Source organism: Streptomyces sp. NPDC048389 (genome assembly GCF_040706335.1).
In the GTDB taxonomy this organism is placed as follows: Bacteria; Actinomycetota; Actinomycetes; order Streptomycetales; family Streptomycetaceae; genus Streptomyces.
Window position 1 is genome coordinate 1 of the sequence record NZ_JBEZKP010000097.1, and the last position, 10,637, is coordinate 10,637.

23 protein-coding genes are annotated in these 10,637 nt (G+C 72.5%); all 23 read right to left on the reverse strand.

Features of this window, described 5'->3' with window-relative positions:
• On the reverse strand, positions 1 to 719 hold a 719-nt coding region (locus tag AB0903_RS33535; RefSeq protein WP_366708525.1), incomplete at its 3' end, for a hypothetical protein.
• On the reverse strand, positions 716 to 1,240 hold the full coding sequence (locus AB0903_RS33540) for a hypothetical protein (protein ID WP_366708526.1): 525 nt from the start codon (positions 1,238 to 1,240) through the stop codon (positions 716 to 718). The genes AB0903_RS33535 and AB0903_RS33540, both read right to left, overlap by 4 nt.
• On the reverse strand, positions 1,237 to 1,542 hold the full coding sequence (locus AB0903_RS33545; protein ID WP_366708527.1) for a hypothetical protein: 306 nt from the start codon (positions 1,540 to 1,542) through the stop codon (positions 1,237 to 1,239). Before AB0903_RS33545 ends, AB0903_RS33540 begins: the two co-directional genes overlap by 4 nt.
• A gap of 125 nt (positions 1,543 to 1,667) precedes the next feature.
• Positions 1,668 to 1,793, reverse strand: coding sequence for a hypothetical protein (locus tag AB0903_RS33550; protein WP_366708528.1), 126 nt, complete (start codon positions 1,791 to 1,793; stop codon positions 1,668 to 1,670).
• Positions 1,790 to 2,038, reverse strand: coding sequence for a hypothetical protein (locus AB0903_RS33555; RefSeq protein WP_366708529.1), 249 nt, complete (start codon positions 2,036 to 2,038; stop codon positions 1,790 to 1,792). Before AB0903_RS33555 ends, AB0903_RS33550 begins: the two co-directional genes overlap by 4 nt.
• Positions 2,035 to 2,271, reverse strand: coding sequence for a hypothetical protein (locus AB0903_RS33560; RefSeq protein WP_366708530.1), 237 nt, complete (start codon positions 2,269 to 2,271; stop codon positions 2,035 to 2,037). The genes AB0903_RS33555 and AB0903_RS33560 overlap by 4 nt, the downstream gene beginning before the upstream one ends.
• A complete protein-coding gene (locus tag AB0903_RS33565) occupies positions 2,268 to 2,603 on the reverse strand; it encodes a hypothetical protein (RefSeq protein WP_366708531.1) in 336 nt (111 codons plus the stop codon). Before AB0903_RS33565 ends, AB0903_RS33560 begins: the two co-directional genes overlap by 4 nt.
• Positions 2,604 to 2,631: 28 nt before the next feature.
• Entirely contained in the window at positions 2,632 to 3,894 is a 1,263-nt protein-coding gene (locus tag AB0903_RS33570; protein WP_366708532.1) for a hypothetical protein, read from the reverse strand.
• Complete coding sequence (locus AB0903_RS33575; protein ID WP_366708533.1) at positions 3,894 to 4,598, reverse strand: VWA domain-containing protein; 705 nt, start codon at positions 4,596 to 4,598, stop codon at positions 3,894 to 3,896. The genes AB0903_RS33570 and AB0903_RS33575 overlap by 1 nt, the downstream gene beginning before the upstream one ends.
• Positions 4,599 to 4,835, reverse strand: coding sequence for a hypothetical protein (locus AB0903_RS33580; RefSeq protein WP_366708534.1), 237 nt, complete (start codon positions 4,833 to 4,835; stop codon positions 4,599 to 4,601).
• Positions 4,832 to 5,218: a hypothetical protein gene (locus AB0903_RS33585; RefSeq protein WP_366708535.1), complete on the reverse strand. Its 387-nt coding sequence runs from the start codon at positions 5,216 to 5,218 to the stop codon at positions 4,832 to 4,834. Before AB0903_RS33585 ends, AB0903_RS33580 begins: the two co-directional genes overlap by 4 nt.
• 72 nt (positions 5,219 to 5,290) lie before the next feature.
• On the reverse strand, positions 5,291 to 5,455 hold the full coding sequence (locus AB0903_RS33590) for a hypothetical protein (RefSeq protein WP_366708536.1): 165 nt from the start codon (positions 5,453 to 5,455) through the stop codon (positions 5,291 to 5,293).
• A gap of 75 nt (positions 5,456 to 5,530) precedes the next feature.
• Positions 5,531 to 5,998 carry a hypothetical protein gene (locus AB0903_RS33595; RefSeq protein ID WP_366708537.1) on the reverse strand — a complete coding sequence of 156 codons (468 nt, stop codon included), beginning with the start codon at positions 5,996 to 5,998 and terminating at the stop codon, positions 5,531 to 5,533.
• Positions 5,995 to 7,185, reverse strand: coding sequence for a hypothetical protein (locus tag AB0903_RS33600; RefSeq protein WP_366708538.1), 1,191 nt, complete (start codon positions 7,183 to 7,185; stop codon positions 5,995 to 5,997). The genes AB0903_RS33595 and AB0903_RS33600 overlap by 4 nt, the downstream gene beginning before the upstream one ends.
• Entirely contained in the window at positions 7,175 to 7,447 is a 273-nt protein-coding gene (locus tag AB0903_RS33605) for a hypothetical protein (RefSeq protein WP_366708539.1), read from the reverse strand. Before AB0903_RS33605 ends, AB0903_RS33600 begins: the two co-directional genes overlap by 11 nt.
• Positions 7,441 to 7,599: a hypothetical protein gene (locus AB0903_RS33610; RefSeq protein ID WP_366708540.1), complete on the reverse strand. Its 159-nt coding sequence runs from the start codon at positions 7,597 to 7,599 to the stop codon at positions 7,441 to 7,443. Before AB0903_RS33610 ends, AB0903_RS33605 begins: the two co-directional genes overlap by 7 nt.
• Positions 7,590 to 7,820, reverse strand: coding sequence for a hypothetical protein (locus AB0903_RS33615; RefSeq protein WP_366708541.1), 231 nt, complete (start codon positions 7,818 to 7,820; stop codon positions 7,590 to 7,592). The genes AB0903_RS33610 and AB0903_RS33615 overlap by 10 nt, the downstream gene beginning before the upstream one ends.
• A complete protein-coding gene (locus AB0903_RS33620) occupies positions 7,817 to 8,194 on the reverse strand; it encodes a hypothetical protein (RefSeq protein WP_366708542.1) in 378 nt (125 codons plus the stop codon). The genes AB0903_RS33615 and AB0903_RS33620 overlap by 4 nt, the downstream gene beginning before the upstream one ends.
• Complete coding sequence (locus tag AB0903_RS33625; protein ID WP_366708543.1) at positions 8,191 to 8,694, reverse strand: LuxR C-terminal-related transcriptional regulator; 504 nt, start codon at positions 8,692 to 8,694, stop codon at positions 8,191 to 8,193. The genes AB0903_RS33620 and AB0903_RS33625 overlap by 4 nt, the downstream gene beginning before the upstream one ends.
• Positions 8,687 to 9,160, reverse strand: coding sequence for a hypothetical protein (locus tag AB0903_RS33630; RefSeq protein ID WP_366708544.1), 474 nt, complete (start codon positions 9,158 to 9,160; stop codon positions 8,687 to 8,689). Before AB0903_RS33630 ends, AB0903_RS33625 begins: the two co-directional genes overlap by 8 nt.
• Entirely contained in the window at positions 9,157 to 10,050 is an 894-nt protein-coding gene (locus AB0903_RS33635) for a hypothetical protein (protein ID WP_366708545.1), read from the reverse strand. The genes AB0903_RS33630 and AB0903_RS33635 overlap by 4 nt, the downstream gene beginning before the upstream one ends.
• 80 nt (positions 10,051 to 10,130) lie before the next feature.
• Positions 10,131 to 10,334, reverse strand: a complete 204-nt coding sequence (locus AB0903_RS33640; protein WP_366708546.1) for a hypothetical protein — start codon at positions 10,332 to 10,334, stop codon at positions 10,131 to 10,133.
• Positions 10,331 to 10,546, reverse strand: coding sequence for a helix-turn-helix transcriptional regulator (locus tag AB0903_RS33645; protein ID WP_366708547.1), 216 nt, complete (start codon positions 10,544 to 10,546; stop codon positions 10,331 to 10,333). The genes AB0903_RS33640 and AB0903_RS33645 overlap by 4 nt, the downstream gene beginning before the upstream one ends.
• Positions 10,547 to 10,637 lie beyond the last annotated feature (91 nt).

Genomic DNA, 10,637 nt, shown 5'->3' on the forward strand with positions numbered 1-10,637 from the left:
TCAACGTCCTGTGGGCCCTGATCCGTGACGGACGGTGCTACGACCATGGACTCTCCGCTGCTTCTGCGAGTTGACAACGTCATTAGGAGGTGGCCGCAGTTGGCGCAGGTGATGTGGAGTTGTCCGTCGATGGCGGCCAGGCGGTGTTCGTCGCAGTTGGGGCAGGGTGCGGCTTTGGGGTGGTGGTGGGGTGTGGCGTGGGTGAGGTCGCGGATGCGGTGGATGAGGTCGCCGAGTTGGCGGTGGAAGTCGCCGATCCATGGGTGTGTGAGGGCGTAGGGGAGGTAGGCGAGGTGCCAGGTGCACCAGCCGGTGATGCTGGCCCCTCGGGTCGGTAGGGCCTGTTCGCAGGGGCGGGTGTACTCGGTGCCGTAGGGGTCGCGGTAGACGGCGGGGTAGCTGTAGGCGGTGTAGCCGGCCCATGCGTCGAGGAAGGCGCGGATGGGGATGGTGTCGGGTTCCTCGTCGGCGGTGGTGGGGTCGGCGTGGCCGGGGCCGAGGAGGGCCAGGACGCGCATGTCGACGGGTACGGGGGCGTGTGCGCGGCCGGTGCTGCCGAGGCGTCCGGTGTGGGGGCGTCCGGCGGCCGCGACGAATGCCTCGAGCAGGCGGGCCTGGCTCGGGAGTTCGGTGAGCCAGGCGCGCAGCTCGCCGGCGTGCAGGAGGCAGGCGTGGTGGCCGTCGGGGGCGGTGCGGGGGCAGATCGAGCAGCTGCTCACTGTGGGGCTGCCTTCTGGATCAGGGCGAACAGATGGTCGATCTCGGTGATGTCGAGGCGGTCCCATTCTCCGAGGGCGTAGCGGAGGCGTACGTCGATCTGTGCGGCGACGGCGGCCTCGGTCCAGTGCACGGCCATCTGCCGGGCCTCGTCGGGGGTGAGTTCGCCCTTCATGGATCCGCGGGCGATGTGGACGTAGGGGAGGCCGGTGTTCGCGCCGGCGATGGCTGAGATACGCAGGGCGGCCTTTCCGGTGGGGGTCGGTCGCTCGGCGCGGATGTCGCGGACCATGTGGCCGATCGTCGCCATGTCCAGCTGCAGCTCGGTGCGGAAGACGCGGATGAGGGCGACGTCGGTTTCGGCGAAGCTGGCGGCCGCCATGAGGTCGCGGGCGGTGATCAGGACCGTGTCCGGGGCCAGGAGTGCCTGGACGGGTCCCCACGCCAGGAGGCAGGCGGCGTTGCCGTGGTCGTCGAGGGTGGAGCGGATGGACGCGGTGTGGTCGTCGGTGGTGTCGGTCACGGGGTGGCTCCGGTGTGGTCGTGGCAGTTGGCGCAGTAGCCGTGGCGTTTGTCGTCGGGGTGGTGGGAGGTGCGGTTGCAGCGGGGGCAGGTGAAGGGCAGGGGGCCGAAGTGCCGCTCGAGCTGGTGGACGATGTCGGCTTCGGTGCGGCCGCCGGTGAGGACGATGCGTAGTGGGGGCAGTCCGAGTTCGGCGAGGTTGAGGGCGATGGGTTCGTCGACCATGAGGCGGGTGACGTTCTCGCCGGAGAGGCCGAGGAGGATGAGCGGGCCCTGCGGGTCGCGGATGACGGCCTTGATCATGATCGTTCTTTCTGGTCGGCGGTACGGGGTCACTTCTACTGGCGGGTAGGGGTGGTGGTCTCGCGCGCGTGCGCGCGCCTGCGTTCTGCGCGCGTGTTCGCAGGCGCGCGCGAGAGGGCGTGGGGTCACAGGTGGTCGCCGACGAAGTCGACGACCGCGCTGAAGCACAGGAAGGCGACGATCCATCGGGGCACCGCCGTATCGGCGGCGAGCCAGCGGGCCAGGCGTCGGGAGCGAGAAGTAGGGCTCATGCTCGGGTCTCCGTCGTGCAGTGGGTGTCGTGGCGGGTGCCGTGGCTGACCCAGGAGCAGACGCAGCAGGCGGCGTCGAGTTCCTGGCGGGCGGTGAGCTGCTGCTGCTCGACGTGCCGGGTCTGTTCCTTGGTGGGGGCGGGGTGGCGTCGCCAGGTCCTGGCGGCGTGGAGGCATGGGGGGAGCAGGAGGACCAGGAGGGCGGCGCCGTAGAGGAGTGCGGGCGCGGCGGCGAGGAGCCTCACTTGATCACCTTCAGTGCTGTCCTGGGGATGCCTCGGGTGATGAGGTCGTCTCGGAGCGACTCGGCGTGGTCGCGGTCGTCGCACGCCACGTCGACCAGGTCGCCGGGGATCGCGGCCGTGATCGTGGTGAACCGCTCGGCCGGACCGTGGGCCCTGTAGAGGGCCCACCAGTTGGCTGCCTCGCGGGGCGAGTAGCAGTTCACCATCACCTCGTTGACGCGGAGGGCGGTCATCGTTGCCACCTGGTGGGGCGTATGACGCGGCGGTCGCGGGGGGCGGGTGGGCGTGGTTGGCGGGGTGTGAAGCAGGTGGGGCTGGTGGCGATGTGGGGCTTGTGGAGGTTCTCGCCAGCTTCGGGGGTGGGGCGCTCTTGGGTGAGTTGGCGGGAGTGGTAGCGGCCGAGGTGGTCGACGCGTACGGCGGTGTTGCCGGCGGCGTCGCGGTCGGCGTTGATCATCTGTGGGACGCGGTTCTTGGCGGTGGTGCACCAGATGACGTCGGCGAGGCAGCGTGGGCAGTTGCCGGGGCCGTTGGGAGCGGGCGGGCGAGCGGTCGGGTAGGGCATCGCAGGGCGGGTCCTCTCGGTGGTCGGGTCAGGTGCCGGTGGGGTCTAAGGCGGGCTCGGGTGCGGTGTGCGGTGGGGGATGCGGTGGGTGTCCGGTGCGGCGGTCGGCGCGGATGTCGGCGCAGACGTGGCAGTGGTGGCCGGTGGTCCACAGGACGCCGGTCTCGCAGTCGGCCAGGCCGCAGCCCCAGCGGGGCAGCGCGGCCCCGAGGAGCCACCGGCCGGGGTCGCGGATGTCGTCGGCCATGGCGGATGCCGTGCGGGCTGTGAGGCGGGCGCGGAGGCGCTGCGGGGTGGCGTAGGTGTCGAGCTGGTGGCCGATCTCGCGGGCGATGCGGCGCATCAGGTAGGGGCTGATGCCGGGCAGCAGGTGCCGGACGGGCTCGAGGACGTGCCAGATCCGCGGGGAGAGGGTCAGCTGGGGTCCGGTGTACGGCGGCGGCGCGATCGGGTTACCGAAGGTATCCACAGCTCTACTACCGGTATCTCGCCTACGGCGGATGGAACCACCGGCCCGCGTCTTCTCCAGGTCGTTCAGTCCCTGGTCTTCCTTATACGCGAGGGATCCGTCACCAAGATCGGGACCCGATCCGTCACCAGGATCAGGAGTCGGCTCCGGCTCGTCGACCGGATGGACCGGGTGGTCGTGGACGGTGATGGCGTGGCGGCCGCGGTAGCCGGCCCGGCGGTCGACGGTGATCCAGCCGAGGGCCTCGAGCTCGTCCAGGAGGCGGGAGACAGACGCTTCGGCGAGCGGCTGCCCGGCGCGCTTGCCGCCGTGGTGGCGCAGCAGCTGGGCGAGCTCGGCGAGGGTGGGCTGGTGGTGCTTGATGACGGTGGCGTAGCGCAGGCCGAGGTAGAGGCGGTGCAGGAGGCCGCGCAGGGTGTCGGCGGCGAGCACGGGGCCCCATACGAACGGCTCCCCCTTGTCGAGGTCGCGGCACCAGCGCTCGGCGGTCTGTCCCGTGCCCGTGATTTTGTGGGTGTTCCGCTTGGTGAAGAGCTCCACCACGCCGTCCGTCGGCGCGGGACGGCCGAGGCGGCGTCCGGCTCGCTCACCGGTCGACTTCGACCAGTCCAGGTAGCCGGCCATCTTCTCCATCGACGCCGTCGCCCGGCGGCCCTTCGAGAGCGCCTTGACCTTGCCGTAGAAGTTCGTGTCCCCCGGCGCGTACGCCTCCGCGTCCGTCACGACGCGCAGCGGGTACTTCACCCATTGCCCGCGCCGAGCACCGCCGGCCCCGCCACTGCTGTGGCGGGGCTCGGCGGCGGGCGCGGACAGGAACGGCATCAGGCAGTCGGCCCCTGGCGGGTGATGCCGGCGGCGGCCGCGGCGTGCAGCCAGGCCGGGATCTCCCGGGTGACGCCGTCGAGGAGTTCGGCGTCGGAGACCTGGTAGGGGTCGCGGGCGTGGAAGAACGCGGCGTTGTCGACCATGCGGCCGGTGAGGTCGTCGAGTCGTTCCAGGAAGCTGACGCGGCCGCCGAAGCCGATGAAGGACCAGAACAGCGGGAGCTTGGACAGGTGGCGCAGCTCGGCTTCGACCGCGCCCCGGTCGTCCGGCTCGCCGTCCGTCTGGAAGAGCACCAGTGCCGGATCGGAGGCGCCGGAGTCGCGGTAGTGGTCGGCGACCTGCCGCATGGCGGCCACGTAGTTGGTGGTGCCCCACGGCATCCGGGGGTGTTCCCGGTCGATGACCCCGCTGTAGTTGACCAGGCTGACCGGCATGGGCTGCTGAGCGCCGGAGGCGAAGAACACGACCGGGACGGTGCCGTCGTCGTCCAGGCGCGTCGAGAGCGCCAGGGACTGCTCTGCGAGGCGCTGCACGGAGCCGTCGGCGTAGAAGCGGCGCATGCTGCCGGAGTGGTCCAGCACCAGATAGACGGCCATCTGCTGATGGGTCAGGCCGTGCTTGTCCAGCGAGGCGGCCGCGGTCTTGGCCAGCGAGACCAGGCCGGGCGCGGCCTGCTCGATCTTGTCGAAGCTGATGGGCATTCAGGACTCCTCTTGAGGTTCGGAAACGGTGTAGACGGCGCCGCACGGTGCGGTGCGGATGCCGGGGCCGGTGTGGCGGTGGAGAGCTCCACAGCCGCTCGGGCCGTCGCACAGGACGGTGTACTCGGTGCGGCCGGAGGTGCGGATCGGCCCTGCGGGTACGGCGGCGGGGCCGCCCCAGCGCGGCGGGTCGGCGGGCAGCAGCGATAACTGCCGCCCGGGCTCAGCGCCGGTCATGGATGGCTGCCGGGGCGGGGATCGGGAGCCGTGGGCAGGTGGCCCGGGGGCAGGGTGAGCGTGACCGGGCGCGGCAGGATGTTCGGCCCGCGCTCGCCGCGCGGGCGGCTGAGGTAGCCACGCTTCTCCAGGAGGCCGAGCGCGCCTCTGACCCGGTCGTCGGGGCGCAGGCCGCAGGCCTTCGCGAGGCGTCCGGCGATCAGGGCGTGGCCGGAGGGGATGTGCCCGTCGGCGTCGGCGTGGTGGGCGAGCATCATCGCGACCAGGCGGACGTCGGGCTTGAACTGGCTGTAGCGGATGGCCCGCTCCCAGCCGTGCCGGTCGTAGGACAGAGGGGGGCGCGCGGCGACGTCTCCCGGCGTGGGTATGGGCCGGTCATGCATCGGTGGCTCCTCGATACAAGGGGGCAGGTGTGGTCGTGCAGGCCGGCCGGCGGCCGGCTGCCGGGCCTGGGGTCAGCCGCCCGGCAGTGGTGGCGGGTTCGGTGTCGGGCTCGGCACCGCCGGCTCCGTCCCGGCAGGGCCGGGGCTGTCCGTGTCGGCGGCGGTCGCGGTGAGGAACAGACCGATCGCCGCGGCGACGGCCACGGCCATCACGGCCCACCATGCAGGGAGCTTCACGCGTGGGTGTCCTCTCGAGCAAAGGGAGTGAGGGTGGCCCGCCCCGGGGGGTGGGCGGGGCGGGCCACCCGGTCATCAGGCCGCCGTGGCGGTGCGGGCAGGCGGCCGGAAGGTGACGGCCAGGACGTCCAGCACATCGCCGTCCGACAGCACGCCGAGCTGCACCGCGTTGCGGTACGCGCCGGCCAGGACCGCCACCGCGTAGTCGACGGCCGCCTCGGCCGTGCACCCGGTGCGCTGCAACGTGGCCAGGTCGTCGGCCAGGCCCGGGTACAGCTCGAGGACCAGGCGGCCGGGCCGGTCGGCCACTTCAGCCACCGGCTCAGCCACTTCGGCCGGTCGGTCGGCCACTTCAGCCACCGGCTCAGCCACCTCAGCCACCACCTGGCCGACCGGCTCAGCCACCGGCTGAGGCAGCGGCCGCGCGAGCAGCCGCTCGGCCGCGTACCGGCTGATCCCGAGCTCCTTGCCGATCCGCCGCGCGCCGTACCCGAGCTCGCTCTTCAGCCGGTGCGCCTCGGCTTGCTCGTCGACGGCGCTCACTCGTCGTCCAGGTCGCGGTAGTCGTCGGCGTAGTCCTCCGGGCCCAAAGCCGTGGCCATGCCCTCAGCCGCCCACTCGTCCTCGGCCCGCGGGTCGGGGAGCACCTGCAGCGGGACGACGACCGCCAGTTGCACCCCGGTCGCCTGGAGCTCGTTCTCCTGCGGCAGCTTCAGCACCATCTCGCCGGGCAGGCCGGGCGCGGGATGCACGTACCGCTCGTCGAGGCAGTCGCGGTAGGCGGCGGCGAATCCGGAGGCGTGGTCGACGGCTGCCTCGTACTCCGCATACAGGCCGGCGAAGTGGACGTCCGTCGCTTTCGCGCCGACGGTCAGCACCGCGTGGAGCTCGGCGGGCAGGGCCGGGCACTCGTGCGGCGGGTCGACATAGTCCGCGTCGTCGCAGCACACCCCCCAGTGGCCCTTCGGGCGCGCGCAGTCGGCGTGCTCCGGCATGACCCCGGGCGCCCCGCACGGCGGCAGTGAGGTGGCGGAGCGCAGCCGGGCCAACGCCGCACCCGCATCGCCCCGTTCGAGGTAGCGCTCGGCCTCGCCGATCGTCAGTCCGAACGCCTTGAGCAGCGCGCCCGCGCCCGGCCGCGGCTGCGGGACGCTCCCGTCGTGCACGACGCGGCCGTCACGGACGATCGTGAGCCGGTGCGGGCCGGCCTCGAACCAGATCTCGTACAGCGGGTGGTCGGCGGCCTCGGCCGCGAACACGCCGACCGTGTCCGTGCTGTCGGCGGTGTGGTGGAGCAGGCGCATGCGGAGCAGTTCGTCGCCCGGGATCTCCTCGATCGCGTACGTCTCGCCGAACGCTGGCAGTTCGCCGGCGCCTTCGTAGTGGACGTGGACCAGGTCCCCGGGGCGTACCGGGTACCAGGGGGCGGACGTCAGTGCCCGCTCGGCGCCGGTCAGGGCGCCGAGCTCCCCGGTGAGGTCCCGGGCGCGCTTGGCGTCCGCCGCCTGCTCGACCGGGGACCGGGTGTCGGCGGTGGCCGAGGGGCGGCCGTAGAGCCGGGTACAGATGTGCAGGGCCAGGTCGTGGACGTCGGCCGCCCACACGTTGCCGGGCGCGCCGAGGTCGTTGCCCGCGCCCGGAGCGCGGCCCCAGACACGGACTGCCGGGGCGTGGGGGCCGAGCTTGCTCAACGCTTCGGTGATGATGCCGAGTTCGACGTCACGACGCATGGGGTTGTTCCTCTTCGGTGGTGGGGCGGGCAGTGCCGCAGGGGACGCAGGTGGCGGTGCCGTAGCCGTCGGCCTCGTGCGGGCGGCGCCGGGCGCAGGGGCCGTGGCAGGGCAGCATCAGGACCAGGTGGACGTCCTCGCCGGACGGGTCGAACGTGGCGTACGGCTGCGGCGGGCTGGGGTACAGCAGCCGGCGGGCGGCGACGAGGGCCGCGTACACCGCGGCGGCGACGGCGAGGGCTGCGCCGGTGAGGGTCAGCACGGGGTCACCTCGAGCCACACCGGGACGGTGACGCCCCGGGCCGCGAGGAGGGGCAGCAGCCACTGCCCGGTGACCTGGAACGCGCCGTAGAACACGGCCAGCGTGGTCAGGTTGGACGTCACCGTCTGTGTCACGCGGCGGGTCAGTCGCATGGTCGTCCTTCCCTGCGGTGGCGGGTGGGCGGGCGGGTGTGACGTGCGTCGGCGTGTCCCCACTGCGAGGGGGCGTGGAGGGACTGCGGAGCGACCCGGACGGGCTGCACGGCCTGCGGCGGGCGGCGGGCCGGCCAGTGGTCGGCGATCACTGCCGCCGCGAACCAGGCCGCGACGGCGACGGCGAAGACGAGTAAGCCGAGCGAGATTGTCGTGTTCACCGCGCCATCACCCGGCGCTTGCGGAGCTTCCTCGCCTTGGCCGACCGGCGGGCGTTGGCCGCCAGGCACCCGAGGCACGCGAGCTGCCCCGCGCGCAGGTGAGCCAGGTAACCGGCGTAGGAGTCCCGGCCGCACGTACGCTCCCTGAAGGAGGACGTCACGCGAAGAGCAGGGGCCCGGGTGGAGGCGAGGCCCTCGAGGTAGCCGGCCAGCGCCGCATCCAGACGCGCAGTGCGCAGCGTCCAGGCCGTCATCTCGGTGTCCGCCCCGGCTTCGGCGTCCTTGCGGCCCTGCTCGAACAGCCGCATGAACAGCAGCCGGTCCTCCGACGGCAGGTGCGCGCAGCGCCGTTGGGCGATCTCCAGAGGTGTCACGGAGCCACCCCCGTACGGCTCGGGCGGACGTCGCCGGCGTCGACCGCCAGGGCCACGGCCTGGGTGAACGTGTCGGCCCGGTACCGCTGCAGGATCCGCTTGCGCCGGTACTTCAGGACGCTGGGGCTGATCTGCAGGCGGCGGGCGGTGGCGTCCAGGCCCTCGCCGGCGGCCGCGGCCGCCAACACCTCGCGTTCCTCAGGCGACAGATGCGGCATGGGCTCCGCCAGCGGCTTGTCGAGCAGTGCCCTGTGCAGCCGGGTCGTCTCCTGCTCGAGCTCCGTGACCCTGCCGGCCAGGGACCGGGCCTGGCCGGTGAGTCGCCGGTGCTCGGCCAGCAGCTGGCGGCGGATACCGTCCAGCCTCTGAGCCTGACGCAGCAGCATGTCCTCGGCGTGCGTGACCGGCCGCCACGGCCTGCCGGGGAGAGGGCCGCGCGGGAACTCCAACTGCAGCTCCGCCATGCGGGCCAGGACGTCCGGCGGGATCGGGCTACTCACCGTGACCCCCGGCGGTGGTGTCGGCCGAGTGGACGTCGCCCGCGTCGCGGGTGTCCTTCTCGGCATCGGCGAGCGCCTGGTCCCGCTTGGTGCGCCAGGCTGTGATCTCCTCCTCCGACGGGCGGCGAGTGGCGGAGATGCTGACCTCGACACCGCCGATCGTGCACTCGGCCCCGTGGTACTCGAAGCAGTGCGAGCGGGCGGGGTTGTCGTAGAACTTGACGTCCACGGTGGTGCCGAGTGCCTCGGCCCACGCGCGGACCGCGTCCGTGTCCCTCGGGGAGATCTCCAACTGGGCGGAGTTCGTCGGGTGGCGGCTGTACGCGATCGCCCGAGGGCGGATCTCCCACACCGGCAGGCCGGGGTGCTCAGCCAGCAGCCGGCGAGCCACCTGGCCGACGCGGAACGCTGCCGCCTCGAGCGCCTCGATCGTGGCGAGCGGGCTGCGCTCGGTGTCCTCACTCACAGGCCACCGTCCAACTCGGCCGTACGGTCGGCCGCGGCGAGCTGCTCGCCCGCGCGGGCGAACGCGAGGGAGACGCACATCGGCGAGCAGTAGGCACGCAGACCGTCCGCGTCACCGGCGATCTCCAGTCGCGCCCATCCGTCCGGCAGCGGGTAGGAGGCGCCCTCGGCCTCGGCCGCACCGCAGCCGTCGGTGGGGCACTGGGCATGGATGTCCCGGACGATCTCCGTGTCCAACAGGGCGGCGAGGGCCTGGCGCTTGTCACCGGTGAGGACCAGGTCGGCGCGGGCGCCGTAGGAGGTGGCGCACTCCACGATCGCGCGGCCGTGACGGGAGCCGCCGTCGGGCAAGCCGACCCCGCCGTTCCAAGCCAGGGTCCACGGGATGCCGTCGAGCGGGTTCTGACCGTCGGTGGCGGTCAGGATTTCGCGGACCAGCATGGCGTCGTCACCACGGTGGCCGGCCAGCACACGGCGGACCGCGTCGAGCTGCCCCTTGAAGTGGCGCAGCGAGGCGTTCTCCTCGCGCAGGTCGTCGATCTCGGCGCGGTACTCGGCCGCTGCCTGCTCGCGGGCCGCGGTGGCGATCTGCTCGGCCCGCTTCGGGTCGAACAGGATCCCCGCGTCCGCCTCGGCCTGGGCGATGCCCGCCGGGGTGCCGTTGCCCTGCTCGATCGAGGCACGGATCACGCCGGTAGCGGCCTGCACCGGCGTCGCGGGCCAGGTGACACCGTGGACGTCCATGTGGACGCTGTCGGCGTGGGGATCGCGGACACACGGCAACTTCCTCAGCACATAGCCGGGGCGGCGAGCGCCACACAACGAGTGCTCGAGCAACGGGGAAGCCTCGGGGCGCGGAGCGCCCGAAGGGGTCTGGAATGATGCGGTCACGGTCTCCTCATTTCATTGGGTGAGGTTGTGCCGAGGGGTCGTGCTCCGGGTAGGGCCGGGGCCGGCCCCGTACTCGTGGGTCAGGCGGCGGTCTCGCGGGCTTCTGTGGCCGGGGGCACAGACGTCTTGAGCAGCACGGCGAGACGGCCGATCTCCGCCTCGGTCAGGCGACAGCGCGCACAGTCCGGGGGGCGCACACCGTGCTCGCACGGCGCGGTGAACCCGGCCTCGAACGCCTCCCGCGGCGTACGGCAGATCCGCGAACCCGGCGCCTGGGCGCTCACGCCGCCTCGGTCTCCGCCGCCGCCTGGGCGCTCACGCCCACCGGCTGCGGCTCCAGCGGCATGAGATCCGCAATCGAGCAGTCGAGGGCCTCGGCCAGGCGCTTCAGCACGGGGGCCGAGGCGTTCCCGATGCCCTTTTCGATCATGGACATGTACGCCTGGGAGATCTCAGCCTTGGCGGCGAGCTCTCCCTGCGTCAGGCCGGCCTCAATGAGCGGTGTGCATCGTGAAGTTGCAGGTCACGGGTCTGGTGTGCGGGCGTCCTTCCGTGCTCGCGCTGGTCGGCGGGCGGTGTCCACGATG

Coding starts and splice junctions, on each gene's coding strand:
- AB0903_RS33565 (WP_366708531.1), bottom strand. CDS start 2,603: ATGCCCTACCCGACCGCTCGCCCGCCCGCTCCCAACGGCCCCGGCAAC.
- AB0903_RS33550 (WP_366708528.1), bottom strand. CDS start 1,793: ATGAGCCCTACTTCTCGCTCCCGACGCCTGGCCCGCTGGCTCGCCGCC.
- AB0903_RS33575 (WP_366708533.1), bottom strand. CDS start 4,598: ATGCCCATCAGCTTCGACAAGATCGAGCAGGCCGCGCCCGGCCTGGTC.
- AB0903_RS33610 (WP_366708540.1), bottom strand. CDS start 7,599: ATGCGACTGACCCGCCGCGTGACACAGACGGTGACGTCCAACCTGACC.
- AB0903_RS33570 (WP_366708532.1), bottom strand. CDS start 3,894: ATGCCGTTCCTGTCCGCGCCCGCCGCCGAGCCCCGCCACAGCAGTGGC.
- AB0903_RS33580 (WP_366708534.1), bottom strand. CDS start 4,835: ATGACCGGCGCTGAGCCCGGGCGGCAGTTATCGCTGCTGCCCGCCGAC.
- AB0903_RS33545 (WP_366708527.1), bottom strand. CDS start 1,542: ATGATCAAGGCCGTCATCCGCGACCCGCAGGGCCCGCTCATCCTCCTC.
- AB0903_RS33560 (WP_366708530.1), bottom strand. CDS start 2,271: ATGACCGCCCTCCGCGTCAACGAGGTGATGGTGAACTGCTACTCGCCC.
- AB0903_RS33600 (WP_366708538.1), bottom strand. CDS start 7,185: ATGCGTCGTGACGTCGAACTCGGCATCATCACCGAAGCGTTGAGCAAG.
- AB0903_RS33585 (WP_366708535.1), bottom strand. CDS start 5,218: ATGCATGACCGGCCCATACCCACGCCGGGAGACGTCGCCGCGCGCCCC.